At 64.6% G+C, this 25482-nt stretch carries 22 protein-coding genes and 1 pseudogene; 6 read left to right on the top strand and 17 right to left on the bottom strand.

The features are described 5' to 3' along the window. Window positions 1-269: 269 nt before the first annotated feature. Entirely contained in the window at window positions 270-1067 is a 798-nt protein-coding gene (locus tag GWG65_RS14495; RefSeq protein ID WP_275196239.1) for a fumarylacetoacetate hydrolase family protein, read from the bottom strand. A 209-nt stretch (window positions 1068-1276) separates the two neighbouring features. Here GWG65_RS14495 and GWG65_RS14490 point away from each other — a divergent pair, with 209 nt between their 5' ends. Next, a complete protein-coding gene (locus GWG65_RS14490) occupies window positions 1277-2176 on the top strand; it encodes a LysR substrate-binding domain-containing protein (RefSeq protein ID WP_275196238.1) in 900 nt (299 codons plus the stop codon). 142 nt (window positions 2177-2318) lie between these two features. After that, window positions 2319-2537, top strand: a complete 219-nt coding sequence (locus tag GWG65_RS14485) for a hypothetical protein (RefSeq protein WP_275196237.1) — start codon at window positions 2319-2321, stop codon at window positions 2535-2537. Window positions 2538-2789: 252 nt separating this feature from the next. Here the strand turns inward: GWG65_RS14485 and GWG65_RS14480 are convergent. From GWG65_RS14480 to GWG65_RS14425, 12 genes and pseudogenes are all read right to left on the bottom strand, one after another. Next, a pseudogene (locus GWG65_RS14480) lies at window positions 2790-3901 on the bottom strand (trypsin-like peptidase domain-containing protein). 165 nt (window positions 3902-4066) lie between these two features. After that, entirely contained in the window at window positions 4067-4393 is a 327-nt protein-coding gene (locus GWG65_RS14475) for a hypothetical protein (protein WP_275196236.1), read from the bottom strand. 88 nt (window positions 4394-4481) lie between these two features. Beyond that, entirely contained in the window at window positions 4482-4973 is a 492-nt protein-coding gene (locus GWG65_RS14470) for an Hsp20/alpha crystallin family protein (protein ID WP_275196235.1), read from the bottom strand. Between the two features lie 97 nt (window positions 4974-5070). Further along, window positions 5071-5529, bottom strand: coding sequence for an Hsp20 family protein (locus GWG65_RS14465; protein ID WP_275196234.1), 459 nt, complete (start codon window positions 5527-5529; stop codon window positions 5071-5073). A 232-nt stretch (window positions 5530-5761) separates the two neighbouring features. Further along, complete coding sequence (locus tag GWG65_RS14460) at window positions 5762-7252, bottom strand: amidase (protein ID WP_275196233.1); 1491 nt, start codon at window positions 7250-7252, stop codon at window positions 5762-5764. A 16-nt stretch (window positions 7253-7268) separates the two neighbouring features. Continuing rightward, window positions 7269-8066 carry a xanthine dehydrogenase family protein subunit M gene (locus tag GWG65_RS14455; RefSeq protein ID WP_275196232.1) on the bottom strand — a complete coding sequence of 266 codons (798 nt, stop codon included), beginning with the start codon at window positions 8064-8066 and terminating at the stop codon, window positions 7269-7271. Window positions 8067-8077: 11 nt separating this feature from the next. Beyond that, on the bottom strand, window positions 8078-10465 hold the full coding sequence (locus GWG65_RS14450; protein WP_275196231.1) for a xanthine dehydrogenase family protein molybdopterin-binding subunit: 2388 nt from the start codon (window positions 10463-10465) through the stop codon (window positions 8078-8080). A gap of 2 nt (window positions 10466-10467) precedes the next feature. Then, the gene (locus GWG65_RS14445) at window positions 10468-10959 is read right to left on the bottom strand and encodes a (2Fe-2S)-binding protein (RefSeq protein ID WP_275196230.1); all 492 of its coding nucleotides are present in this window, start codon (window positions 10957-10959) and stop codon (window positions 10468-10470) included. 21 nt (window positions 10960-10980) lie between these two features. Continuing rightward, a complete protein-coding gene (locus GWG65_RS14440; protein ID WP_275196229.1) occupies window positions 10981-12087 on the bottom strand; it encodes an ABC transporter ATP-binding protein in 1107 nt (368 codons plus the stop codon). A gap of 7 nt (window positions 12088-12094) precedes the next feature. Further along, a complete protein-coding gene (locus GWG65_RS14435; RefSeq protein ID WP_275196228.1) occupies window positions 12095-12985 on the bottom strand; it encodes an ABC transporter permease subunit in 891 nt (296 codons plus the stop codon). Next, window positions 12982-13884, bottom strand: coding sequence for an ABC transporter permease (locus tag GWG65_RS14430; RefSeq protein WP_275196227.1), 903 nt, complete (start codon window positions 13882-13884; stop codon window positions 12982-12984). The genes GWG65_RS14435 and GWG65_RS14430 overlap by 4 nt, the downstream gene beginning before the upstream one ends. An 82-nt stretch (window positions 13885-13966) precedes the next feature. Next, on the bottom strand, window positions 13967-15328 hold the full coding sequence (locus tag GWG65_RS14425; RefSeq protein WP_275196226.1) for an extracellular solute-binding protein: 1362 nt from the start codon (window positions 15326-15328) through the stop codon (window positions 13967-13969). A gap of 262 nt (window positions 15329-15590) precedes the next feature. Between GWG65_RS14425 and GWG65_RS14420 the strand changes: the two genes are divergently transcribed. Beyond that, on the top strand, window positions 15591-17066 hold the full coding sequence (locus GWG65_RS14420) for a hypothetical protein (protein WP_275196225.1): 1476 nt from the start codon (window positions 15591-15593) through the stop codon (window positions 17064-17066). 6 nt (window positions 17067-17072) lie between these two features. Here GWG65_RS14420 and GWG65_RS14415 read toward each other — a convergent pair whose 3' ends face one another. Then, window positions 17073-18374 carry an MFS transporter gene (locus GWG65_RS14415; RefSeq protein WP_275196224.1) on the bottom strand — a complete coding sequence of 434 codons (1302 nt, stop codon included), beginning with the start codon at window positions 18372-18374 and terminating at the stop codon, window positions 17073-17075. Between the two features lie 353 nt (window positions 18375-18727). On the opposite strand from GWG65_RS14415, the gene GWG65_RS14410 reads away from it, so the two are divergent. Genes GWG65_RS14410 through GWG65_RS14400 form a run of 3 tightly spaced genes read left to right on the top strand, consistent with a single transcriptional unit; the run spans window position 18728 to window position 22497 of the window. Beyond that, window positions 18728-19942 carry an ABC transporter substrate-binding protein gene (locus GWG65_RS14410; RefSeq protein ID WP_275196223.1) on the top strand — a complete coding sequence of 405 codons (1215 nt, stop codon included), beginning with the start codon at window positions 18728-18730 and terminating at the stop codon, window positions 19940-19942. 7 nt (window positions 19943-19949) lie between these two features. Beyond that, window positions 19950-21683 (top strand): FAD-dependent oxidoreductase, encoded by a 1734-nt coding sequence (locus GWG65_RS14405; protein WP_275196222.1) that lies wholly within the window; start codon window positions 19950-19952, stop codon window positions 21681-21683. A gap of 19 nt (window positions 21684-21702) precedes the next feature. Beyond that, on the top strand, window positions 21703-22497 hold the full coding sequence (locus GWG65_RS14400) for an IclR family transcriptional regulator (RefSeq protein WP_275196221.1): 795 nt from the start codon (window positions 21703-21705) through the stop codon (window positions 22495-22497). 146 nt (window positions 22498-22643) lie between these two features. Here the strand turns inward: GWG65_RS14400 and GWG65_RS14395 are convergent, their stop codons facing one another. From GWG65_RS14395 to GWG65_RS14385, 3 genes are read right to left on the bottom strand one after another with little or no spacing between them, the layout of a single operon-like run. Then, entirely contained in the window at window positions 22644-23423 is a 780-nt protein-coding gene (locus tag GWG65_RS14395; protein ID WP_275196220.1) for an SDR family oxidoreductase, read from the bottom strand. A 39-nt stretch (window positions 23424-23462) separates the two neighbouring features. Continuing rightward, window positions 23463-24206: an aspartate/glutamate racemase family protein gene (locus GWG65_RS14390; RefSeq protein ID WP_275196219.1), complete on the bottom strand. Its 744-nt coding sequence runs from the start codon at window positions 24204-24206 to the stop codon at window positions 23463-23465. A 9-nt stretch (window positions 24207-24215) separates the two neighbouring features. Further along, window positions 24216-25481 carry an FAD-binding oxidoreductase gene (locus GWG65_RS14385; RefSeq protein WP_275196218.1) on the bottom strand — a complete coding sequence of 422 codons (1266 nt, stop codon included), beginning with the start codon at window positions 25479-25481 and terminating at the stop codon, window positions 24216-24218. Window position 25482 lies beyond the last annotated feature (1 nt).

Genomic DNA, 25482 nt, shown 5'->3' with positions numbered 1-25482 from the left:
CAGCGCGTCGCGACAGACGGGATCGAAGAATGATCGTACGCCAAGCCGCAAACGGATGTGGCCGCGCTGATGGCAAGGATTGTCGAGCGGCTGCGGCCGAAGACGGCGACCTAGGCTGCCGCCCCTGCACTCTCAGCGTCGTCATGGCCGGGCTTGTCCCGGCCATCCACGCGCATCCGCGATTGCAGCAAGACGTGGATACCCGGGACAAGCCCGGGCATGACGAAGAGGAGGCGTTCCGCCCCTACCGCAAGCGAGCAAGCTAAGGCTTACACGATCTTGATCGACATGTCCGGCAAGCCCTCGAGCTTGCACAGCAGCACATCGCCCTTCACCACCGGCCCGACGTTTTCCGGCGTGCCGGAATAGATGATGTCACCGGCCTTCAGCTCGAACGCCTCCGACAGTTTTGCGATCTGCTCGGCCACGCTCCAGATCATCTTGCTGAGATCCGAGTTCTGCTTCACGGTCCCGTTGATCGAGAGCGAGATCGCGCCCTTGTCGAAATGGCCGATCTTGCTGGCCGGATGGATCGGACCGATCACCGCGGCGTGGTCGAAACTCTTGCCGATCTCCCAGGGCTTCTTCTCCGTGGCCATGCCGTTCTGGAGATCGCGGCGGGTCATGTCGAGGCCGAGCGCGTAGCCATAGACATGGTCGAGCGCCTTCTCGGCCGGGATGTTGGTGCCGCCGGATTTCAGCGCGGCGACCAGCTCGACTTCGTGGTGATAGTTCTTGGTCAGCGACGGATAGGGATGGTCGGCGACCTCGCCGACCGCGACGTTCTGGATCGCGTCGGTCGGCTTCTGGAAGAAGAACGGCGGCTCGCGGTTCGGATCCGAGCCGCGCTCGATCGCGTGCGCCGCGTAGTTGCGTCCGATGCAGTAGATGCGGCGGACCTGAAACACTTGGGTCTCGCCGACGATCGGGATCGTCACCATCGGCACCGGGAAGATCGGCTTGGGTCCCGCCTGCGCCGTGGCAGGCGCGACGCCCGCGATCGACGCTGCGCTGGCCGCCGCGGCAATTGCGAGCACCTCGCGTCGCGTCGGTGAGATCTCTTTCATGTTTTGTGCTCCCTTTTTCTATGTCCTTGGGCACCCTTATACGCGCCGGCCCGGCTGATAATCGATATTCCATATGCCGGCAACGCTGGACGCGCGCGACACGGCATCGTCTTATGGATGAACGGGCCGCCTGCTGCCGTGCCTTTCAAGCCTTCCCCCGCTGCCCCTAGCATGGAATTTGCATAAATTCCGGGCGAGATGGACGCCGAATGAACCTCATCAGCCTCGACATCCGCATGCTCCGGTCGCTGATCTCGGTGGTCGACACCGGCAGCATCACCGAGACCGCGCGTCGGCTGGGCCGCACCCAGCCGGCGATCACCCTGCAATTGCAGCGGCTGGAGGAGCTCACCGGCAAGCAATTGTTCGAGCATGCCGGCCGCAGGCTGACGCTGACCGAGGACGGCACCACGGTCCTCACCTACGCCAAATCCATCCTGCGGTTGCATGACGAGCTGATTTCGCAGCTGGCCTCGCAGGAGATCGAGGGCCAGGTTGTACTGGGCACGCCCGACCTCTACGCCGCCTTCATGCTGCCCTCGATCCTCAGCGTATTCCGGAAATCCTTTCCGCGTGTCCAGGTCCAGCTCAATTGCGCGCTGTCGACGCCGCTGGTCGGCCTCGTCAAGCGCGGCGACGTCGACATCGCGCTCGTCACCCGCATGAACGACTTTACCGGCGGCCAGGTGGTGCGGCGCGAGCAGCTGGTCTGGATGACCGGCGAGCAATCCGCCGTGCACCAGGAGCGGCCGATCCCCCTCGCACTGCTTCCGCCAGGCAACATCTATCGCGACTACGCTATCGACACGCTCGAGCGCGCCAATTTGCGCTGGCGCATAGCCTGCGTCAGTGAAAGCGTTGGCGGCCTTCAGGCTGCAGCCTTCGCCGGCATGGCGGTCACCGTGCTCGGCCGCAGCGCATTGGTGCCCGCGATGCGCGAGATCGGGCCGAATGAGGGTTTGCCGCCGCTGCCGAAGATCGAGCTCCTGCTCTACAAGTCGAGCGGCGCCACCTCGAAAGCGGCGACCGCGCTGCACGATTATCTTGCGCACTATCTGCGCCTCGATGAAGAGCTCAGCGGCAGGGGCGTTCCGATCGAGCTGTCTTGACGGGGACCCGGCGTTCGCAGGTGCGGCGATCCCTCAAACATCTTGACACCGGTTTCCGGCAGCATATTTTTTGCGCCGAGAAAATCTCTTTCTCACCCTCTAAATTTCAAAGGACCCAACGCGACCGTCTGGAGAGACGACGATGCTCGATGATAATTTTGCCCGCCTTCGTGCGCACCGCAACAACATCCACCGCTACCGGCGGCTGCTGAAAACCAGGCTGTCGGAGCTAGAGCGTCATTTCATCGAAAGGCGTCTCGCAGAAGAGCAATCGGCCCTCGATAGCCTGACCGCAGCGACATTCCCGGTTGCCTTCCGCGCCCCCACGGCGCCGATTGATGCGACGGGAGTAGTGAAATGAACAGTCCCCTGAGTTGCTCATTGAGGCAGCGAGAGGCTGATCGACCACTACGAACTGCTTCTTCCTAGCGCGAAGACCGAGCACGAGCGCGCGCCCTATCGGCAGCGGATAGAACGCGAGTGGCGGCTGATCAGGGACCTCCAGGGCGAGCCGGATCACCGCGCGGCTTGACCGCCCGGCATTCGCCGGATCGCGCGGCCGCAGGGACCGAACCGCCGGGCTCGGCTGCGGTTCAGGTCTCCTGCGGCCCACCTAGCGGACGAGGCGATTGCGCCCTGCAAGCGCATTGTTCGATTCGAGCGCCGGCGCTATTCTCACGACAGCCGTAAGAGGCGCACCATTGCGCAGCAGGGCGAGCTTCACATCCTCGCCGACGCGCGCAAGGCCGATCATGTTGCGGAACTGCGCGGCGCTGCGGATCGGGCGGCCGTCCGCCGCGGTCACGATATCGCCCTTGCGCAGGCTGCCTTTTCGGCGGGGGAATCGGCGGCAATTTCCGCGATGGCAGCGCCTTCATTTCGTCCGTTGCCGACGGACGGATGCAGATCCTTCAGCGACACGCCGATGCGGCCGCGCTCGACCCGGCCGGTGGCGATGATCTGCTCCATCACCTTGCGCGCCATGTTGACCGGAATAGCAAAGCCGATGCCGACATTGCCGCCGGCGGGCGAGATGATGGCCGAATTGATGCCGACCAGTTCACCGTGCAGGCTGACCAACGCGCCGCCGGAATTGCCGGGATTGATCGCCGCGTCGGTCTGAATGAAATCCTCATAGCCCTGCTCGCCGAGGCCGGTTCGGCCAAGTGCGCTGACGAGGCCCGACGTCACGGTCTGTCCGAGGCCGAAGGGATTGCCGATCGCGAGCACGAAGTCGCCGACTTCGAGCGCGTCGCTGTCGCCGATGGGAAGCGCCTTGAGCCCGGCCGGGTTCTGGATCTGGAGCACCGCGACGTCGGTCGGCGGATCGCGGCCGACGACCTTTGCGGAAAACTGCTGGCCGTCCTTGGTCGTGATCTGGACGGCGGAAGTGCCTTCGATGACGTGGTTGTTGGTCAGCACATAGCCGCTGCGGGCATCGACGATCACGCCGGAGCCCGTCGCGCTGACTTCCTTCTCGATCTGCTTCGGAACATCGAAGAACTCGCGGAACAGCGGGTCGCGATAGAGCGGATTGTCTTCGCGTACGCGGCCGTGCACGGAGATATTGACCACCGCCGGCGTCATCTGGCGGACCAGGGGCGCCAGCGTCGGGATCGAGCCGCCCGTCTTCAGATCGGGGAGCTGGCCTGCGGCAGGATGCGACGCCGTCAGCGTCAGCACCAGCAACGCCAACGAGAACAAACGCACAGCATACGTCTTCATCATAACCTATCGCATCGCCTGAGATTGAAATTGGAGAGCCGCTTCACGCTCTATCGCGCGGCGCGTCCATCCAGCCTTGCAAGGCCAGGAACGGAATGGCCCAGGCCGCAGAGACCTCGCCGGGCAGCACCGGAGCCAGAACGGTCTGCGTGAGCATCATGCGCCCTACCGTTCTGCGGCGGCCCAAGGTCGCCGCAACCGCATCGGAACGCCGCCGCCGCGCGGCGGGTCGTCGTCGTCATTGTCGCCGTCGAGCCGGCGCAGGGCCGCCAGGATATCGGCGAGCCGGACCGTATGGCTCATGCCGGGAATTTCGCGCAAGGCGGGGCAGGATTCGACAGCGTACATGTCGGACGCCCAGGACGACAGGATGATCCGCTTCTCCGGCGTGGAGAGTTCGCTTGCGTTCAGGACATCAGCAGGCGAGTCGTAGTGGGCGGCGGGATAAAACAGCGGATTGAGATTGCCGGAATTTGCGTTCACGTTTGTCATCGGTTGTGCCTCCCCTGACGCTCCTTTCAAAGGGATAGGTATGTTGATGATCGGATGGCGGCGAGCCTCGCCGCCATCCGCATTCGTGCTAGTGCGTGTTGATCGCGATGCGCTTGACACCTTCCCGCGGCTTGTCGGACTTCGGCAGCGACACGGTCAGAACGCCATTCTTGAACGACGCCTCGGCCTTGTCCTCCTCGACGTCCTCAAGCGGAATTTGCCGCTCGAAGGCGCCGTAGTAACGCTCGGTAAAATACCTGCCTTCGCCCTTGCGCTCAGCTTTCTTCTCGCCGCGGAGCGTGAGGACGCCGTTGGCGACTTCGACCTCGACGTCCTTCTCCGTCAGCCCCGGAAGCTCGGCCGTGACGGTCAGCATCTTGTCGGTCTCGCTGAGCTCGACCTTGGGCCAGCCGAAACGGCCCTCCATCAGAGGCGAAAGATTGCTCCCGGCAAAGCCGCGAAACACGTCGTCGAACAGACGGTTCATCTCGCGATGAAGCGTCAGGAACGGATCGAAGCTGTCGCGGAGCGGCGCAAGCTCCTGGTTCCTCGACCAGGGAATGAGATCACGAAAACCCATGGTTCTCTCCTTCATGCATCGTTCTCTCCTTCATGCATCGGGAGCGCGGTGCGCACACATCTGAGCGCCGCGTTCCGCCAATCCCTCGATCGAGCGCCTAGGCTGCTTTCTTCTCGATCTGCGATGCCGCAGGTGCGCCGCCCGCGATCTCGATCCGGCGCGGCTTCATCGCTTCCGGGACCTCGCGGACGAGGTCGATGATCAAGAGGCCGTCCTGGAAAGACGCCTGCTTCACCTGGACATAGTCGGCGAGGTTGAAGACGCGCCGGAACGGACGCGCCGCGATGCCCTGATAGAGATATTCGTGCGTGGCGCCGTCGGGCTTCCTGCCCTCGATCGTGAGCGCGTTCTGCTCGGCGGTCACGGTGATATCGTTGATGCCGAAGCCCGCCACGGCGAGGTTGATCCGGTAATGATCTTCGCCGGAACGTTCGATGTTGTAAGGGGGATAGTTGTCCTCGGTCGCCTGGCGCAGCGTGCTGTCGACGAGATCGGCCAGATGATCGAAGCCGATGGTGGAGCGCCACAAGGGCGCGAAATCTAAGGTGGTCCTCATAGCCAAGTCCTCCAAAGAGCAAGATGGATACGAAGGAGCGCAGGACAGGGGTTTCAGACGGGGTCCGAAGACAACGGCCCCGCGCCCGTGCCGGGCCCTCGCGGGCACCCGACACACCGCTCTCGCGGCGAAAAGTGACATAGAAGAACGGAAGTCGGTTTCAAGAGGGCTGTCGAAAAAATTTTTGGCCCGAGGCGGACCGTGGCCGGCCAGTTCCAGGCCCGATTCCCCTTCACGCCTTGGCGCGGGCACGGTCCGGTTCACGTAACGCCAGCGCCGGCCAGAATCTTGCCCAGGGCTGGGCCGCTTCGAACGCCGCGGCGATCCGGAAAATCGTCGGCTCGTCGAGCCAGGGCGCAACGATCTGCAAGCCGATCGGCAGGCCATCGCGATCAAAGCCGCAGGGCAGCGTCGCGGCCGGAAGGCCGGCGAGATTGATGGGCCAGGTAAAGGGCGACCAGCCCAGATGCGGATCGACCCTGGTGCCATCAATCCGGTGGACGCCGATCTGGCCGGCCTCGAACGCGGTCACCGCAACCGTCGGCGTCACCAGCGCATCGACGCGCTCGAACAGCTTTAAGAACGCGTTGCGCGCCTGGCCGCGGCGATAGCCGGCCTCGATATAGTCGGTGCCGCTGTAATTGCGGCCGGCGCTGATGATGTCGCGATAATCCGATTCAGAGCCGGCGAGATCGGCCGTGGTCTTGCCCGCAACAGCCGCCGCCTGCTCGGTGAAGGCGATCGGCTTCAGCGTATGCTCGAGAATGCCGGGATCGAGGCCTGGACCGTCGATGGTGACCTGCGCGCCGCAGGAGTCGAGAATGGCCAGCGCCTTGTTGAAAGCTGTGCGGACGTCGGGGCTGACGGCGGCATAACCGAGATCGACGCTGGCGCCGATGCGAATGCCGTTCAACGACGCAGCGTTGGTGTCGAACCTCCGCGGCGACACCGGCAGGCTCGCGGGATCGCGCAAATCGTAACCGGCAATGATTTCGAGCGTGAGCGCGGCATCCGCCACCGTCCGCGTGATCGGTCCCGTATGCGCGAGCGAGGCCCAGGACGGCGGCGAGAAGCCGGGCGAGCGTGGCACCAGGCCGAAGGTCGGCTTGAGCCCGAACACGCCGCAGAACGACGAAGGCACGCGGATCGAGCCGACGCCGTCGGTGCCGATCGCGATCGGACCGCAACCGGCGGCCACGCCCGCCGCCGCGCCGCCGCTCGACCCGCCACTTGTGCGTGCAGGATTCCAGGGGTTTCGCGTGGTGCCGGTGACCGGACTGTCCGCCGTGAGCTTGTAACCGGACTCGCAGGTCGTGGTCTTGCAAGTGATGATCGCGCCGGCCGCTTTCAACGTCGACACAACGGCGGCATCGACCTCAGGCACGAACGCCTTGTTCATCGGCGAGCCACCATAGGCCGGCACGCCCGCGACGAAGACGAGGTCCTTGATCGAGACTGGCACTCCGGCAAGCGGCCCCTTGGCTTCGCCCGCGCGCATCTCCCGGGTGAGGCGGTCGGCATCCGCCCTCGCCTGCTCGTACATCGGCGTCACCACGGCGTTGCAGGCCTCGTTGGTCGCCTCGAGCGCGGCGATCGTGTCGTCCACGACCTCGCGCGGGGTGAACGCCTTGCGGCGGTAGCCGGCCATGATCTCGGTGGCAGAAAGCGCGCCAAGGCCAGTCGGCGCCGGCGGAAAGGCCGTTCGGCCGGAACCATCAGTCATCATCAACCCTAAAGAGCTAGCTGAGCGCCGCGTCGACGGCGCGCTTGGCCATCACCGTGACGAGATGCGCACGGTAATCGGCTTCGGCGTGGATGTCGGAGGTGAGGCCGTCGGTGTCGATCTTGATCGCTGCGATCGCGGACGGATCGAAATGTTGCGACAGCGCCGCCTCCATCGGCGGCACCCGGAACACGCCCGCTCCGGCACCGGTCACGGCGACACGGACGCCATCGGCGAATTTCGCGACGAAGACGCCGACCAGCGCGTAGCGCGACGCCGGCGCCTTGAATTTCGCGTAACCCGCCTTGAGCGGCAGGGGAAAGCGGATTGCGGTGATGATCTCGCCCGGCTCGAGCGCGGTCTCGAACAGGCCGAGGAAGAACTTGTCGGCCGCGATCTCGCGCGTGCTGGTGACGATGGTCGCGCCCAGGCCGAGGACTCCGGCGGGATAATCGGCCGCCGGGTCGTTGTTCGCGACCGAGCCGCCGATGGTGCCGCGGCTGCGAACCGCGGGATCGCCGATCATCGAGGCCAGCGCAGCGAGACCGGGGATCCTTGCTTGCACGAGCTTGGAGCCAGCGACCACGGCGTGCGGCGTCATCGCACCGATGGTGATCGTCGCGCCGTCATCAGTGATACCCTTCAGGCTTCCAAGCCTGGAAAGATCGATCAGCGCGACCGGACTGGCCAAGCGCTGCTTCAGCGTCGGGATCAGCGTCATGCCGCCGGCGACGAGCTTGCTGTCCTCGATCGAGGTCAGCAGCTTTGCAGCGTCGGGAATCTGGGTTGGCTGATGATAGGCAAACGGTTTCATTTTTGTCCTCCCTATTCCGCGGCGACCGGCAGCGACGCGTTTTGCAGCAACCGCCAGATCCGGTTCGGCGTCGCCGGCATGTCGACGTGGGTAACGCCGAGATGCGACAGCGCATCGACCACCGCGTTGATGACGGCAGCGGGCGAGCCGATGGTGCCGACCTCGCCGCAGCCCTTCACGCCCATCGGCGTGTGCGTGCACAACGTCGAATGGGTCTCCACTTTCATCATCGGCAGATGGTCGGCACGCGGCATGCAGTAGTCCATCAGCGAGCCCGACAGCAGCTGGCCCGAGCCCTCGTCATAGACCGCGTTCTCGAACAAGGCCTGGCCGACACCCTGCACGATGCCGCCATGCAGCTGGCCTTCGACAATCATCGGGTTGATCACCGTTCCGACGTCGTCCACCGCGGTATAATTGACCAGCGTCACCGTGCCGGTCTCAGGATCGACCTCGACCTCGGCGATGTGGCAGCCGCCGGGATAGGTGAAGTTGACGGGATCGTAATAGGCCTGCTCCTCCAGTCCCGGCTCCAACACTTCGAGCGGATAGTCATGCGGTACGTAGGCGGCGCCCGCGATCTCCTCGAACGTCTTCATGCGGTCCGTGCCCGCGACCGAGAATTTTCCGGCCTCGAACTGGATATCGACTTCGGCGGCCTCTAATAGATGCGCCGCGATCTTCTTGCCCTTGGCGACCACCTTGTCCGTCGCCTTCGACAGCGCCGCGCCTCCGACCACCAGCGAGCGTGAACCATAGGTGCCCATGCCGAACTGCACGCGATCGGTATCGCCGAACACGATGTCGACGTTCTCAAAGGACACGCCGAGCTTTTCCGAGACGATCTGGGCAAACGTCGTCTCATGGCCCTGGCCGTGATTGTGCGTGCCGATCATGACCGTGACCTGGCCGGTCGGATGCACGCGCACCGTGGCGCTCTCATAGAGGCCACCGCGCGCGCCCAGCCGTCCTGCGAAGCGCGACGGGGCGAGACCGCAGGCCTCGACATAAGTGGAGTAGCCGAGCCCGCGGAATTTGCCCTTGCGCGCCGATTCCGACTTGCGGATGCCAAAGTTCTTGGCGTCGGCCGCCACCAGCGCACCGTCGAGGCACCCAACCGGATCGCCGGAATCGTACTGCACCAGCACCGGCGTCTGATACGGATAAGCCTCCTTCGGGATCATGTTGCGGCGACGGATCTCGACGCGGTCGATCCCCATCTCACTGGCTGCGACATCGACGATGCGCTCCAGCACGAAGGTCGCCTCGGGCCGGCCGGCCCCGCGATAGGCATCGACCGGAACGGTATTGGTAAACACCACCTTCACATTGCAATAGATCGCCGGCGTAGTGTAGACGCCGCCGAGCAAGGGGCCATAGAGATTGGTCGGGATGTTCGGCCCGAAGGTCGAGAGATAGCCGCCCATATTGGCGAGCGTCTTGACCCGGAAGGCCAGGAATTTGCCGGTCTCGTCGAGCGCAAGCTCGGCCTCGGTGACGTGGTCGCGGCCGTGGCGGTCGGAGACGTAGCCTTCGGAGCGGCTCGCCACCCATTTGATCGGCCGCATCACGCGCTTGGCAGCCCAGGTGATCACGGCCTCCTCGCCGTAATGGAACTGCTTGACGCCGAAGCCGCCGCCAACATCGGGCGCGACCACCCGCAGCTTGTGCTGCGGGATGTTCAGCACCAGCGCACCCATCAGGAAGCGCACGACGTGCGGGAACTGGCTGGTAGTCCACAGCGTGAAGCGATCGGTACCGGGCTCATACTCCGCGATCGCCGCGCGCGGCTCCATCGGATTGCCGATCAGGCGATTGTTGACCAGGCTGAGCTTTGCGACATGCGCGGCCTTGCGAAACGCGGCTTCGACCGCGGCCTTGTCGCCGAGCTCCCAGTCGCAGCAGATGTTGTTCGGCACGTCGTCGAACAATTGCGGTGCGCCCGGCCGCACGGCCTCGAGCACGCCGACTACCGAGGGTAGCACCTCGTAATCGACGTTGAGCAGCTCGGCCGCCGCATTCGCCTGCTCCGGCGTCTCGGCGATGACGAAGGCCACCATGTCGCCGACGAAGCGCACCTTGTCCTGCGCCAGCATCGGGAACGGCGGCTCCTTCATCGGCACGCCCTTGGCGTCCGTAATGCCCCAACCGCAGGGCAGCGAACCGAGCCCATCGTCTGCGACGTCGTCCCCGGTCAGGACAGCGATGACGCCCGGCGCTGCGAGCGCCGCGCTCTTGTCGATGCCGCGCAGTTTCGCATGTCCATGCGGCGAGCGCACGAACGCGCCGGCGGTCATGCCCGGGCGCTTGATGTCGGAGACATAGCTGCCGCGTCCGGTGAGAAAGCGCTGGTCTTCCTTGCGTTTCGGTGAGGCGCCGATCCCGATCACATTGCCCATGGTCACTCTCCCTTGGCGGCGTTCATGGCGGCGGCGCCTGATATCACCGAGACGACGATGTTCTGGTAGCCGGTGCAGCGGCAGATGTTGCCTTCGAGGCCGCGACGGACATCGGCTTCCGTCAGCGCCGGCTTTTCGGTGGCAAGCGCCACCGCGGTCATCAGCATGCCGGGCGTGCAGAAGCCGCATTGCAGGCCGTGATGCTCGCGGAAGGCTTCCTGCATCGGATGCAGCCGGTTCGAACCCGGTGCGCCTTGCAGGCCTTCGATGGTGAGCAGCGTCGCGCCGTCGAGCGCGGGCGCCAGCAGCGTGCAGCTTTTCACGGGAAGTCCGTCGAGATGCACGACGCAGGCGCCGCACTGGCTGGTGTCGCAGCCGATATGGGTGCCGGTGAGGTTGAACTGCTCGCGCAGGAGTTCGGCAACGAGCGTCGCCGGCTCGACATCCACCGTGGTCGGCCGTCCGTTGAGTGTGAAGGATATCTGCACGATCATACTCCTGTGCGCGACGGGGCTTTAGGCGAGTGGAAGCGCGCTGCCGGTGGCCCAGGTGGCCATCACGACATCGCCGACGGTGAAGGGATCCGCAAAGAAGGTCTTTTCCGGCACGTACGCCACGAACGCATCGTCCGGCACGGTGTCGAGCATGACCTTGACGAAGTAGCCCTGGTATTCGATCGCAAGCACCCGGCTCGGCAGGGAGTTGGTACAGCCGGGCGGCAATTCCTTGCCAGACCTGACCAGCACAACGTCGTCCCGGCGCACCGCGATGTCGACCTTGTCGCCGACGCTGACGGTCGAGCGCGCCTGAAGTGGCACCTCAATGCCCGAGGGGGCGGCCTGCGCGAGCGTAAAGCTCACGCCGTTGACCTTCTCGACTCGCCCCGACAGCACGTTCTGGCCGCCCATGAACTCGGCGACATAGCGGTCGTGCGGATGGGCGTAGACCTCGCGCGCCGCTCCCGCCTGCTTGATCCTGCCCTGCTCCATCACCACCACGAGATCGGCGAGCGCGATCGCCTCGAGCTGGGTGTGGGTGACGTGGACGAAGGTAATGCCGAGGTCCTGCTGCATCCGCCGCAACTCCTGGCGCATCTGCACACGGAGCTGCTCGTCCAGAGCCGACAGCGGCTCGTCGAGAAGCAGCACGCGCGGCTCCGTGATCGCCGCGCGTGCCAGCGCCACGCGCTGCTGCTGACCGCCGGAGAGCTGCGCCGGCAGCCGATCGGCGAATTGCGTCAGCCTCACCTTCTCGATCATGGCGTCCGCCGCGCGCAGGCGATCCGCCTTGGACATGCCGCGCACGCGTAGCGCAAAGGCAATGTTCTCGCGCACGGTCAGGTGCGGAAACAGTGCATAGGACTGGAACATCATCGCGGTGCGCCGCTGCACCGGCGCGAGCCCAACGACGTTCTGGCCGCCGATCACGATCTCACCCGCAGTCGGATCCTCATGGCCGGCAATCATGCGCAAGATCGTGGTCTTGCCGCAGCCGGACGGGCCGATGAAGCAGCAATAGGCACCGTCGGCGATCCTGAGGTTGACGCCGTCGACCACGTTGGTGACGCCGTCGAAGCTCTTGCAGACGCCCGCCAGTTCGATATCGCCGCGATCGCTCTTCATTCCCAGCTCAACCCTTTGCATTGCTGCCGCGCTTCTTCTGGATCAGCACGATGCTGCCCAGGCTCGCGCCGATGACGATGAAGGAGACGATGGTCGTCACCGTGCCGAGCGCGTAGAGCGAGGGCGAGGTGACGTTCAATGTCATGCTCCAGATTTCTAGCGGCAGCGTGTTCAGCGACCCGGCGGTCTGGAGACTGCGGGCGAATTCGTCATAGGACAGCGTGAAGCCGAACAGCGCGACAGCAACGAGGCCGGGCGCCAGCACCGGGATCATCACCAGCCGGATCGACTGCCAGCGGCTGGCGCCGAGATCGTAGGCCGCCTCCTCCCAGACGTGGTTGAAGCGCGACATCACTGCGAACATCACCAGCACACCGAACGGCAGCGTCCAGGACAGCTGCGCGCCGAGCGCCGAGGTGTACCAGCTCGCATTCAGCCCGAGCGCCTGGAACAGGAGCCCGGTGCCGAGGCCGAGCACGAGGCCAGGCGCGACCAGGCTGCCGATCATCGTGTAGAAGACGACGGTGTCGCCGCGAAAGCGCCTGCGGAAACCAAGACCGGCGAGAAACGACACCACCACCGTGATGATGGTGACGATGACCGCGAGCTTGATCGAGCGGTCGAACGAGCCCTTGACGTCGCCGGTCCGCACCTGGGTGAAGAGATCGATGAACCAGTGCAGCGACTGTCCCTTCATCGGAAACACCAAGCCGCCGCGGATGTCCTGGAACGACAGGATGTAGATGCAGAACATCGGGCCGTAGAGTGCGAGCACGTAGAGCGCGAACAGCGTCGCCAGCACATAGAATGTCCAGGGCCGCCCACCCTTGCTCGGCGCGATCGCCTTGGTGGTCGCAGGCGCGACTGTCTCGGGCATGTCGGCCAGCACCGCGCTCATCGTGTGATCTCGTGCCGGATGTCGACGGTGCGCAGGATCAGCGAGACGATCGCGACCAGCACCAGCGTCAGCAGCACCGCGCTCGCGGCCGCGGTCGGGTATTGCAGCACGCCAACGTCCTCGTAGAACGCGCTGACCACCGAGGCCGAGCCGCCGCCGGACATCACCTTGACCACGAAGAAATCGCCCATCACGATCGAGACCACGAAGATGGTGCCGAGCGCGATGCCGCTCTTGGACATCGGCACCACGATCAGCCGCATGATGTCGAACCGGCTGGCGCCGGCGTCGATCGCGGCCTCGATCAGCTTCTTGTCGATCCGCGCCATAGAATTGAAGATCGGCACGATCATGAAGATCGTGAGCTGGTGGACATGGGCGATGACGACCGCGAGGTCGGAGAACAGCAGCACCTCCAGCGGCTGACGGATGACGCCCGCTCCGAGCAGCGCCTGGTTGATCAGGCCTTCCTTGCCGAGCAGCGGAATCCACGAGATCATCCGGATGATGTTAGAGGTCCAGAACGGCACCGTGCACAGCAGGAACAGGCCGATCGCCAGCAGCTGGTTGCGAACGTGGAACACCAGGAAATAGGCGACGAAGAAGCCGATGATGAGCGTGAAGACCCAGGTCAGAACCGTGAACTTGATCGTCGCCAGGTACAGCTTCAGCGTCAGCGCCGAATGCAGCACCTCGACATAGCTTGCGAGCGTGAAGCCGGGCGTCAGCCCGCCAAAACCATCGGTGGCGAAGAAGCTTGCGGCCAGCACGACCAGGATCGGCGCCACGAAGAACGGCACGAGCACCAGCACAAGCGGCGACACGTAGAGCCAGCCGGCGAGATTGGCGCGTGATGTGGTTTGAGCGAGACTTGGAGCTGAACTTGGACCTGGCTGCATATCGGCGAACGCCTCGAAGTCGCTTCCCTTGCACCGGCGCGTCGCCGCGCCGGCGCTCTCGTTACGTCAGGGAAAGCAGGTTTCAGGCCACCTTGAAGTCGTTCCAGCGCTTGTTCATGTAGGCCGCCTCATCCATCAGCGTGTTCCAGCACGAGATGTTCTTGACGCGGTCGAGGAACGAGCCGCCGTCGCGCTTGGTGCCGATCTTTTCCATCGGCACGCCGTAGGGATCGTTGATCGCTTCCGGCGCCGGCTGGCCCTCGTACCAGAATGCCCATTCGGCAGGCGTCAGGAATTTCTTCGCGGTCGACGGCACCGGGCTGTAATAGCCGTAGCGCGCGACGAAGCCGCCCTGCCAGCCCGACAGATACCAGTTGAGATATTCGTAGGCAGCGTCGAGCTTCTTGCCGGAGAGGTGCTTCATCAGCCCCATGCCGTTGCACCAGCCGCGGTAGCCTTCCTTGCCGTTCTTGACGTTGACCGGCGCGTAGACGCAAGGAATCTCCTTGACCCGGACGGCTGCGACCGCCGGCGACCACATCGACTGGATGACGACCTCGCCCGCGGCCATCAGCTGCACCGATTGGTCGAAGGTGGTCCAGGTCGCGCGGAACTGGCCCTGCTTCTTCAGCTCGATCAGCTTGTTGCAGGTGAAGTCGATCTCCTCCTTGGTCATGTTGCCCTTGTTGCCGTACTTGATCAGGCCCGCGCTTTCGAAGCAGAGCGCGGCATCCATGATGCCGATCGCGGGCACGTCGAGAATCGCGGCCTTGCCCTTGAATTTCGGATCGATGAGGTCCTTCCACTCGGTCACTTCATGGCCGACGAGATCGGGGCGATAGCCAATGGAGTCGGCATTGTAGACCTGCGGCAGGAAGGTCGCCCATTCGGTGACGCCATCGTTGAGGTCGGTCGCGTCGGGCTTTGCGATGTACATGGCCTCATAGGGCGAGATACCCTGGCGCGGGATCTTGTGGCCGTCGATCTCGCCCTTGGTGAAGATCGGCAGGATGTTGTCGAACTCCTTGATCTTCCTGACCTCGATGCCCTGGATCACGCTGCGCTTGGCGGCGAGCTTGGCCTGCCAGCCCTCGAGGTCGGCGATGTCGACCGTATTAGGCTGGCTTATGAAGCGGTTGATCGCAGCGGAGGTGTCGAGGTTCTGCATCGTCACCTTGAAGCCGAGATCCTTGGCAGCCTGGTCGCCGATCGCCTTCACCACTGAATAGGAGACGCCGACATGGCGCAGCTCGATGTCCTTGATCTCCTGCGCCCAGATGGTCGGGAAGCCGCGGATCGCGTCCGATCCTGCGGCTGCGCCCGCGACCGCGGCTGCCCCCTTCAACAGCGTGCGCCGGCTCAGCTTTTTCCTCGAGCTGACTTCCGCCTTGGCCCCCGTCCCCACCGGATCGGAAGTGGACGTCCCCTTACCCTTGTCAGACATGGCAACCCTCGTTGGCTACGATGAACGCGGCGCACCGGTCGCCATTGACCGGCTGCGGATGTGATCAGTTGCGGGCGAGGCTATGGGCGGGATGTAGCGAAGTAAAATTGGAAGTAAAAATTCGCCACATAAACGGAGCTAATGGTTCGGGCCGCTGCATTTGCTTTTGGCAGGGCGCATAAGAAGGCGTCAGGACGTGCATACAGGGCGAGGAAATCAACAAGTCCGGCCGTTTCGCGCAGCGCGTGTGACAGGGCTTGCAATGCTCGTTGCCGCAACGTCGTGCGCGGCGCATGCGGGCGAGTTGGCGATTGCGCCTGCGGAGTTGAAGGCGGTCGGCACGATCGACCCGCGCTTTCAATCTTACAACATCGAGATGGTCGAGATAACGGGCGGCCGGTTCTGGAAACCGTATCTGCGCACGACACGCGCATTCGATCAGCATGATCGTTACAGCGACAGACCTCCGATCGATCTCGCCAACGCGCGCCTGCGCAGGCTCGCTGCAGCCTTGTCGCCGGCGTATCTGCGCGTGAGCGGAACCTGGGCCAATGCGACGTTCTCCGCCGACACCGAACCGGCACCGGCCACACCACCGCCGGGATTCAACACGGTGCTGGGCCGTGCGCAATGGCGCGGGGTGATCGACTTTGCGCGTGCGGTCGATGCGGAGATCATCACCTCCTTTGCGATCAGCGCCGGCAGCCGCGATGCGGACGGCGCATGGAGGCCGGATCAGGCGCAACGTCTTGTCGATGCCACGCGATCGCAGGGCAGCCGGATCGCCGCTGCCGAATTCATGAACGAGCCGACGCTGGCAGCGACGAGTGGCGCGCCGCCCGGATATGATGCAAGGGCCTATGGCCGGGATTTCAGAACGTTTCGCGAGTGGATGCAGCGCGCCGCGCCGGAGACTCTGATCGTTGGCCCCGGCTCGGTCGGCGACTCCGCCGCGCCGTCCGTACCGGGCATTCGCACGCGCGATCTGCTCGCGGCGTCAGGCGAAGGCATCGACCGCTTCTCCTACCATCATTACAACACGGTCTCGCCGCGCTGCGGCGGAAGCGATGAGCCGGCGCAGGCGCTCTCGGAGGAATGGCTCGCCCGTACCGATGCGACGCTCTCGGTCTATCGCGGCCTGCGCGATCAGTTCGCGCCGGGAAAGCCGATCTGGCTGACCGAAACCGCCGATGCCGCCTGCGGCGGCAACCGCTGGGACAAGACCTTTCTCGACACATTCCGCTATCTCGACCAGCTCGGACGGCTGGCAAAAGCCGGCGTTCAGGTCGTGATGCACAACACGCTGGCCGCGAGCGATTATGGCCTGCTCGACGAAGGCACGTTCCGTCCCCGCCCCAGTTACTGGAGCGCGCTCGTCTGGCATCAGCTGATGGGAACGACCGTGCTCGATGCAAGCGCGGCAACGGCACCCGGCCTTCACGTCTACGCACACTGTCATCGATCGGCGCCGGGGGCCGTGACGGTGCTCGCGATCAATATTTCGCGGAACTCATTCCGCACGATCGTGCTGCCGCTTCCGTCCGAGCGCTACACCTTGGAGGCCGCAAAGCTGCAAAGCGCGATGGTGAAATTGAATGGCTCCACGCTCGCACTCGCCGACGGGAATGAACTGCCGCGCCTTTCCGGGCACGCAACAGCGGCCGGCCCGATCCGGCTCGCGCCGGCAACGATCACCTTCCTCGCCATCCCGGGCGCGGCGAACCCCGCGTGCCGATGACGGCGCTCAAGATCTGAGCGAATCCCGCGCGGTCTCCGGCGCCATCAGCGTTGCGATGAGCGTGATCAGCGAGAGCCCGACGATGTAGAGCGATACGGGCCAGTAGGAGCCGGCCCATGCAAGCAGCGCCGCGGCGATCAGCGGCGAAAAGCCGCCACTGAGCGCGGCCGCGACATTGGCGCCGAGCGAAGCGCCGCTATAGCGCACCTGGGTGCGGAACAGTTCTGGCATGAAGGCGGCCTTCGGCCCGAACAGCATTGCATGCGTCAACGTCATCGTGACGACGAGGGCGAGGGTGATCAACGCTGGCTCCCTGGTGTCGAGGAACCAGAACAACGGAAACGCCAGCGCCACCGAGAATACGCCGCCGGCAAGATACAGCGCTTTGCGGCCAAAGATGTCGGAGAGCCAACCGGCCAGCGGCAGCGTCGCGAACTCGACGAGAGCGGCGTAGACCACCGCATCCAAAATCACTTGTCGCGGCAGGCCGAGCTTTGTCGTCGCATAGACCACGGTGAAGACGGTGAGGAGATAAGCCAGCCCCACCTCTGAAACCGTGATGCAGATCGCGAGCAAGAAACTGCGCCAGTCCCGACGCAGAACCTCGAGCACCGGCTGTGCCAGCACCTCCTTGCGCTCGACAACTTCCTTGAAGTGCGGCGTTTCCGCGAGCTTGAGTCGCACCATGAAGCCGACACCGACCAGCAAGATGCTGATCAGGAACGGCACGCGCCAGCCCCAGCTCAGAAAATCCGCCTCCGGCAATTTCGTCATCAAGCCAAAAATGCCGGTGGAGGCGGCGACACCGACGGGAAAGCCGATCTGCACCAGGCTGCCGTAGAAGCCGCGGCGATTGCCGGCGTGCTCGATCACCATCACCACCGCGCCGCTCCATTCGCCCCCTAACCCGATGCCCTGGATGAAGCGAAGCATGACGAGGAAAATCGGCGCCCAGACGCCGATCTGGCTGTAGGTCGGCAGGCAGCCGATCAGGAAGGTGCCGAGCCCCATCGCGATCATAGTCGCAACCAGCATCTTCTTGCGCCCGAGCCGGTCGCCATAGTGCCCGATGATGGCGCCGCCGATCGGCCGCGCGACGAAGCCGACCGCATAGGTCGAGAACGCCGCCAGCGTGCCGACAAAGGGATCGAAACTCGGAAAGAACAGCTTGTTGAACACCAGCGCCGCCGCGGTGCCGTAGATCAGAAAGTCGTACCACTCGATCGCAGTCCCGAGCGCACTCGCCCACACCACATGCGCCGTCGTCGATCTCTCCGTCGCGCCGGAGACCCCCGTTGCTGTCGTCATGCCACGCCCCAGACTGTTCGCGGGTATCATGGCTAATCCCGATGTGCGTTGCAACCTGCCCGCGTGCTTGCTTTTGCCGCGCGATTCGCGGGCGGCTGCTTCAACACCCGTCATTGCGAGGAGCCCTTGCGACGAAGCAATCCAGACTGTCTCCGCGGAATGATTCTGGATTGCTTCGCTGCGCTCGCAATGGCGAGTCCGTTGAACCGGCTATCCCAACCGTCGCCGCGGAATGACGGCGGAGACTCCGGGAACTCATTTTCGCTATTGACAAATCTATTCGCTAATATCTAACTTACCGCCAACTCAATAACCAACCGCGAAATGCGGGACATAAAAGAGAGGAAACAACGATGAGAGGGCTTTTGGCCTGCGCGATGCTCGCGGCCATGACTTCGGCTGCCACGACTTCGGCTGCCACCGCGCAAGTTTCCGACGATGCGGTGCGGATCGGCGTGCTGACGGATTTGTCGAGCTGGGGTCGCGACAACAGCGGGCCGGGGTCGGTCGAAGCGGCGAAGATGGCGGTCGAGGAATTCGGGCCGACGGTGCTCGGCAAGCCGATCGAGATCATCAGCGCCGACCACCAGATGAAGACCGACGTCGGCGTACAGATCGTGCGCGGCTGGTTCGACAACGGCAAGGTCGACGCGGTCGTCGACATTCCCAACTCCGGCATCGCGATCGCCGTCCACAACATGGTGCGCGAGCGGGGCAAGATCGCGCTGCTGTCGGGCCCTGGCGCGAGCTCGCTGACCGACGAGCTGTGCAGCCCCAACACGGTGCACTTCACCTACGATACCTACGCGCTGTCGAAGGTGACGGCGTCGGCCGTGATCAAGGAAGGCGGAAAGTCCTGGTACTTCATCACCGCCGATTACGCCTTCGGCCAGCAGCTCGAGAAGGACGCAACCCGCTTCATCAACGAGATGGGCGGCAAGGTGCTGGGCGGCGTGAAGCATCCGACCAACACCGCCGACTTTTCTTCTTTTGCGCTGCAGGCACAGAGCTCGAAGGCCGACGTCGTCGCCTTCGCCAATGCCGGCCAGGACACCGATAACGCCATCAAGCAGTCCGGCGAGTTCGGCCTGGTGCAGGGCGGCCAGAAGCTCGTCGGCCTTCTGATGTTCGACACCGACGTGCACGCGATCGGGCTCAAGGCCGCGCAAGGCACCTATATGACCACGGCGTCGTACTGGAACATGGACGAGGCGACCCGCGCCTGGTCGAAGAAGTTCTACGAGCGCACCAAGGTGATGCCCACCATGATCCAGACCGGCGTCTACGGGTCGGTGCTGCACTATCTCAAGGGCATCAAGGCCGCCGGCACCGACGATCCGGCCAAGGTGATGGCCAAGATGCGCGAGCTGCCGATCGAGGATATGTTCGTCCATGGCGGCAAGTTGCGGGAGGACGGCCGCGTCATCCGCGATATGTATCTCGCCAAGGTGAAATCCCCGGCGCAGTCCAAGGAACCCTGGGACTATCTGGAGATCATCAAGACCGTGAAGGGCGAGGATGCCTTCCGCCCGGCCTCCGAGTCCAAATGTCCGCTGCTGAAGAAGTGAGGCCCGCATGACCGGCAACGAGCGCAACGCAGGCGAAACTTACGAGTGCGATGTGCTCGTGGCCGGATCGGGCGCCTCCGGCATGTCGGCCGCGATCACCGCGCGCTATCGCGGGCTCGATGTGCTGATCGTTGAGAAGGAGCCGCGCTTCGGCGGCACCACTGCCCGCTCCGGCGGCTGGCTCTGGATCCCCGGCACCTCGCTGGCGCGGGCCTACGGCATCGAGGAGACGCCGGAGCAGGCGCGCATCTATTTGCGGCATGAGGCCGGCAACAATTTCGATGCCGCACGCGTCGATGCGTTCTTGAGCGCCGGCCCCGAGGCGGTCGATTTTTTCACCACTAAGACGGCGCTGCGATTCGACATGCCGCTGGTGTTTCCGGACTATCACGCCGAAGCACCCGGCGGCGCCCAGGGTGGCCGCTCCATGGTGACGCGTCCCTTCGACGGCCGCGAGCTCGGCGACCTCATCAAGACGCTCGGCATGCCGCTGCCCGAGCTCACCGTCTTCGGCATGATGTTAGGCTCCGGCAAGGAGATCATCCATTTCATGCGCGTAACGAAGTCGGTGAGTTCGGCGGTCTACGTCGCGAAACGACTGTCGCGACATCTGATGGACGTGCTGCGCTATGGCCGCGGCATGACGCTGACCAACGGCAATGCGCTGGCGGGGCGGCTGGCGAAATCAGCACTCGATCTGAAGATTCCGATGTGGCTGTCCTCGCCCGTGCGCGAGCTGACGGTCGAAAACGGCGCCGTGACCGGCGCGATCGTCACCCGTGAGGGACGCGACGTGCGCGTTCGTGCCCGCCACGGTGTCGTGCTGGCCTGCGGCGGTTTCCCGCATGACGTGGAACGGCGCAAGAAGATGTTCCCGCATGCGCCGACCGGCAACGAGCACTATTCGCCAGGACCGACCGGTAACACCGGCGACGGCCTGCGCCTTGCGGAAAGTGCCGGCGGCCATATTGAGGACCGCCTGCCGAATGCGGCGGCCTGGGTGCCGGTGTCGCTGACCACGCGCAAGGACGGCTCGAAGGGCGTCATGCCGCATTTCATCGACCGCGCCAAGCCCGGCGTGATCGCGGTGATGCGCGACGGCAAGCGTTTCGCCAATGAAGGCAATTCCTACCACGATTTCGTCCAAGCCATGGTCAAGGCCGCCAAGCCCGGCGATGAGATCGCGGCTTTCCTCGTCTGTGACCACAAGACGCTGCGGAAATATGGCCTCGGCTGCGTGCCGCCCTTCCCGATGCCGCTCGGCCATCACTTACGCACCGGCTATCTCATGCGCGGCGATACGCTGGAGGCGCTTGCTGCAAAGGCCGGCATCGACGCCAAAACGTTCGTCGCGACAGTGGCGCAATTCAACGCCACGGCACCGCAAGGCTTTGATGCCGCCTTCGGCAAGGGCTCGAAAGCCTATAACCGCTACCAGGGCGATGCGCTGCACGGCCCGAACCCTTGCGTCGCGCCGCTGGAGAACGGCCCGTTCTACGCCATCAAGATGGTGGTCGGCGATCTCGGCACCTATGCCGGCATCGTCATCGACGAGAACGCGCGGGCGCTCGATGCGGAGGGCCGGGTCATTCCCGGGCTTTATGCGGCCGGCAACGACATGGCCAGCATCATGGGCGGCAACTATCCCGGTGCCGGCATCACGCTTGGGCCGGCGCTGACCTTCGGCTACATTGCCGGCCGTCACCTCGCCGACAGCGCCGCCAAGCGCGACGCGGCGTAACACGTACGCCAGGAGGCCCATGAAGAGAGAAAGCCGCGGCATCCAGTCGATCGAGGTCGGCGGCGAGCTGCTCCGCGCGCTCGCGAGGTGCGGCGAGCCGATGATGCTGCGCGATCTCGCCCGCGAGGCCGGCATGGCGCCCGCCAAGGCGCATCCTTATCTTGCGAGCTTCTCGCGTATCGGGCTGATCGAGCAGGACGAGATCACCGGCCGCTACGAAATCGGGGCGCTGGCGCTGGAGCTCGGCCTGATCAGCCTGCGCCGCCTCTCCGGCGTGCGCATCGCGGGACCGAAGATCGCGGCGCTCGCAAGTCAAATCGGGCATGCGGTCTCGCTCGCGGTCTGGGGCACGCACGGACCGACCGTCGTGCAGCTGGAAGAGCCCGCCCAGCCCGTTCACATCGTGATGCGCGCCGGCTCGGTCATGGCGCTATTGGAGACCGCGACCGGCCGCGCCTTTGCCGCCTTCCTTCCGGAAAAGACCATCAATGCGGCGCTGGAAAGCGGCCTCGATCGCCACGGCGTCGGTTACAATCCGAAGCGACCGATCAAGGGTGCGAAGCTCGCCGACATGCTCGCCGAGGTGCGCAAGCACGGCCTTGCGCGCGCACTCGGCGATCCCCTGCCCGGCGTCAACGCGTTCTCCGCGCCCGTGTTCGACCATGCCGGCCATGTCGCCCTGGTCATCACCGCGATGGGGCCGGAAGGCACGTTCGATGCGCGCTGGGACAGCCCGATCGCCCACGCCTTGCGCGACTGCGCCGGCAGCATCTCGAAGCGGCTGGGTCACGGGATGACGGTTGCGGCGGAGTGAGGTTGCGCTGCTTGCCACAATCAACGCTGTCATGCCCCGCGAAGGCGGGGCATCCAGTACGCCGCAGCCTCTCGGTTTAGTCGCAGACGTCACGGAATACTGGATCGCCCGGTCGAGGCCGGGCGATGACAGCGAGAGTGTGGCAGCTACTTCTCCTTCACCGGCACCGTGTAGTTCAGGATCAGCCGCCCGCCATCCGGATAGATCGTCTGGCCCGTGATGTAGGACGCATCGTCGCTGGCGAGGAATGCAACGACGGAGGCGACCTCGCTCGGCTCGCCGCCGCGGCCGATCGGCGTTCGCGACATCACGCCGCGCCGGGCATCCTCGGAATTGAAGATCGCTGACGCCACCATGTCGGTCAAAATCGTTCCGGGCCCGACCGCGACGACGCGGATGTTGTGCGGGGCCAGCGCCACCGCGGCGACGCTCGTGAGCTGCTTCATGCCGCCTTTTGAGATGGCGTAAGTCGCAAGCGTCGGGATCGCGAGCAGCGCATTGACCGAGGACATGTTGATGATGACCCCGCCGCCGCCTTGCGCGATCATCTGCCTGGCCGCCGCCTGCACGCCGAACAAAGCGCCTTTCAAGTTGATGGCGATGACGTCGTCGAAATCCTGCTCGGAGATATCCAGGATGTCCTGGTTGCGGGCGACGCCGGCATTGTTGACCATGATGTCGAGCCGGCCGAACTCCTTTGCGGCCGTCGCAACGATCTGATCCACGTCCACCCGCTTGGCGACATTGCCGGGGACCGCGCGCAGGGCATCCGGCCGGCCGAGCTCGGCCGCCGTCGCGGCCAGGCCATCGGTATCGACATCCGAGATGACGACCTTGACGCCGTCGTCCAAGAATCTCTTCGCGCAGGCCTTGCCGATGCCGCGCGCCGCGCCCGTGATGGCGGCGACCTTGCCGGATAGTTTCATGTCTGCCTCCAATTGCTCACATCGCTTCGATTGTTGCGATCAGCCAAACACGCGCGGGCGCAGTCCAGCATGAAACCAGGTGATCATGGAATAGATGTCATACACGGGCAGCCCGACTTCGGCCTGTAATGCCGCCGCATAAGGCGGCATGTTGGTGCATTCGAGCACGATGGCGCCGACGTCCGGATGCCTGGCGACGAGCTCCTTGCCGGCCTCGACCACGTCGCGCTCGGCTTGCGCGATGTCCATATCGTCCTTCTCCGCCTTGATCAGGACACGGAAAAACTCCTTGCCGTTCTCGGTGCCGACCAGCGGCGTGTCCATCGGCACGCCGGCACCTTCGAGATGGGCCGGCGTCAAGGTCGAGCCCGACACCGTGACGAGGCCGACGCGCTTGCCCGGCGGCAAGGTCGCCTGCACCCAGGGCACCTGCATCAGCGACGAGGTCGCAACGGGAACGCCGACGGCGGCCCCGATCTCCCTCTGGAACAGCGAGAGGAAGCCGCAATTGGTGGTGATCGCCTCGGCCCCTAGCCGCACCAGGTCCTTTGCCGCATCGATGAAATCCGGCAGCAGGCCGGCCGCGCCCTTCAGCACCACCTTCTCCGGCGTTGCCCCGCTTACCACGCGATAGAGCACTGGAAACGGCCAGGTCGTGCCGTTGCCCATGTCGCCGGGAATGCGAGGGAAGCGCGCTTCAAGCATCAAGATGCCGAGCGGCGCCCCATAGATGGCCTTGCCGCCACGGGCGATGCGGGAAGATGAATTGGCTGGAGTGGTCATGCTGCGGCCTCAGAGGAAACGGTCGGGCGCGAACGGCGCCAGCGGAATCTCAGGCGTCTTGCCGCTCAGAAGCTGCGCGACGAGGCGGCCGGTGCGGGCTGAGCCGACCAGGCCGATATGGCCGTGGCCGAAGGCATAGACGATATCGCGCGAGGCCCGCGCATAGCCGATGCAGGGGCGGCCGTCGGGCATGCTCGGGCGATGACCGAACCAGGTCTTGATGCGCGAGGCCGGAATATCCTTCGGCAGTTTCGGGAACATGCTGAGCAGATGATCGCGCAAAATCTCGGCGCGCTTCCAGTTCGGTTCGACCTCGAGGCCGGCGATCTCGACGGTGCCGGCAGCGCGCAGGCCCTTGTCGGTCCAGTTCACAACCATCTTGGCATCGGACGCCATCATCGAGCCGCGTGGACCGGACTCGGGATTTTCGATCATGACGTGGTAGCCGCGCTCGGTCTCGAGCGGCAGCGGATCGCCGACGGATGCGGTGAGCTGCTTCGATCGGGCGCCCGCGGCGATAACCGCAGCATCGCAAGGAACCTCGCCGGTTTCGGTGAGAACAGCCACGAGCTTGTTGCCGTTGAGCTTGAGGCCCGTTGCCTTGGCGCGGACGAGATTCACGCCGCTCGCAAGCGCATGATTGGCAAGGGCCGCAACGTAAGCACCGGGATCGCGGCAGCGTCCGGCTTCCTCCACCACCACGCCAAAGGTATAGCGCGGGTGCAAATCCGGCTCGCGCTGACGCATTTCGTTGGCATCAAGCTCGAGCCACTTGACGCCGACGCGCTTGCGCAGGCGCCAGCCGAGATCACCGTCGAAATTGCCCCGCGATGGGAACACGTGCATCACGCCGTTGCGCTCGATCAATTCTGGAACACCGGCCTCCTCCGCAAGCTTCCTGTGCAGGAGCGGCGCGTCCTTCAAGAGGTCGCGCAGCGCAAACGCGGTCTTCTCGACGCGCGCCTCGGTCCAGCCCGAGAGCAGATATCTGATCAGCCAGGGCAAGGCCTTCGGCAAGTAGGACCAGCGGATCGCCAGCGGCCCGAGCGGGTCCATCAGATAGAACGGCACCTTCTTCCAGACGCCAGGCTCTGCCGGGGGAATCACCGAATGCGAGGAGAGCCAACCGGCATTGCCATAGCTCGCCGCCTGTTCGCCACCAGGATCGCCCGGATCGATCAGCGTGACGCGATGGCCCTCGCGCAGCGCCTCGATGGCGCTGATCACGCCGACCGCGCCGGCACCGATGATGGCGACGTGGCGGCTTTGCGACATC

Origin of the sequence: Bradyrhizobium sp. CSA207 (assembly GCF_029051685.1) — a bacterium.
Classification (GTDB): Bacteria; Pseudomonadota; Alphaproteobacteria; order Rhizobiales; family Xanthobacteraceae; genus Bradyrhizobium.
This window is presented reverse-complemented; position numbering and strand designations above follow the sequence as displayed.

Excerpts from the sequence above, each read along its gene's own strand:
- GWG65_RS14495 (WP_275196239.1), bottom strand. The coding sequence starts at position 1,067 with ATGAAAGAGATCTCACCGACGCGACGCGAGGTGCTCGCAATTGCCGCG.
- GWG65_RS14490 (WP_275196238.1), top strand. The coding sequence starts at position 1,277 with ATGAACCTCATCAGCCTCGACATCCGCATGCTCCGGTCGCTGATCTCG.
- GWG65_RS14485 (WP_275196237.1), top strand. The coding sequence starts at position 2,319 with ATGCTCGATGATAATTTTGCCCGCCTTCGTGCGCACCGCAACAACATC.
- GWG65_RS14475 (WP_275196236.1), bottom strand. The coding sequence starts at position 4,393 with ATGACAAACGTGAACGCAAATTCCGGCAATCTCAATCCGCTGTTTTAT.
- GWG65_RS14470 (WP_275196235.1), bottom strand. The coding sequence starts at position 4,973 with ATGGGTTTTCGTGATCTCATTCCCTGGTCGAGGAACCAGGAGCTTGCG.
- GWG65_RS14465 (WP_275196234.1), bottom strand. The coding sequence starts at position 5,529 with ATGAGGACCACCTTAGATTTCGCGCCCTTGTGGCGCTCCACCATCGGC.
- GWG65_RS14460 (WP_275196233.1), bottom strand. The coding sequence starts at position 7,252 with ATGACTGATGGTTCCGGCCGAACGGCCTTTCCGCCGGCGCCGACTGGC.
- GWG65_RS14455 (WP_275196232.1), bottom strand. The coding sequence starts at position 8,066 with ATGAAACCGTTTGCCTATCATCAGCCAACCCAGATTCCCGACGCTGCA.
- GWG65_RS14450 (WP_275196231.1), bottom strand. The coding sequence starts at position 10,465 with ATGGGCAATGTGATCGGGATCGGCGCCTCACCGAAACGCAAGGAAGAC.
- GWG65_RS14445 (WP_275196230.1), bottom strand. The coding sequence starts at position 10,959 with ATGATCGTGCAGATATCCTTCACACTCAACGGACGGCCGACCACGGTG.
- GWG65_RS14440 (WP_275196229.1), bottom strand. The coding sequence starts at position 12,087 with ATGAAGAGCGATCGCGGCGATATCGAACTGGCGGGCGTCTGCAAGAGC.
- GWG65_RS14435 (WP_275196228.1), bottom strand. The coding sequence starts at position 12,985 with ATGAGCGCGGTGCTGGCCGACATGCCCGAGACAGTCGCGCCTGCGACC.
- GWG65_RS14430 (WP_275196227.1), bottom strand. The coding sequence starts at position 13,884 with ATGCAGCCAGGTCCAAGTTCAGCTCCAAGTCTCGCTCAAACCACATCA.
- GWG65_RS14425 (WP_275196226.1), bottom strand. The coding sequence starts at position 15,328 with ATGTCTGACAAGGGTAAGGGGACGTCCACTTCCGATCCGGTGGGGACG.
- GWG65_RS14420 (WP_275196225.1), top strand. The coding sequence starts at position 15,591 with ATGCTCGTTGCCGCAACGTCGTGCGCGGCGCATGCGGGCGAGTTGGCG.
- GWG65_RS14415 (WP_275196224.1), bottom strand. The coding sequence starts at position 18,374 with ATGACGACAGCAACGGGGGTCTCCGGCGCGACGGAGAGATCGACGACG.
- GWG65_RS14410 (WP_275196223.1), top strand. The coding sequence starts at position 18,728 with ATGAGAGGGCTTTTGGCCTGCGCGATGCTCGCGGCCATGACTTCGGCT.
- GWG65_RS14405 (WP_275196222.1), top strand. The coding sequence starts at position 19,950 with ATGACCGGCAACGAGCGCAACGCAGGCGAAACTTACGAGTGCGATGTG.
- GWG65_RS14400 (WP_275196221.1), top strand. The coding sequence starts at position 21,703 with ATGAAGAGAGAAAGCCGCGGCATCCAGTCGATCGAGGTCGGCGGCGAG.
- GWG65_RS14395 (WP_275196220.1), bottom strand. The coding sequence starts at position 23,423 with ATGAAACTATCCGGCAAGGTCGCCGCCATCACGGGCGCGGCGCGCGGC.
- GWG65_RS14390 (WP_275196219.1), bottom strand. The coding sequence starts at position 24,206 with ATGACCACTCCAGCCAATTCATCTTCCCGCATCGCCCGTGGCGGCAAG.
- GWG65_RS14385 (WP_275196218.1), bottom strand. The coding sequence starts at position 25,481 with ATGTCGCAAAGCCGCCACGTCGCCATCATCGGTGCCGGCGCGGTCGGC.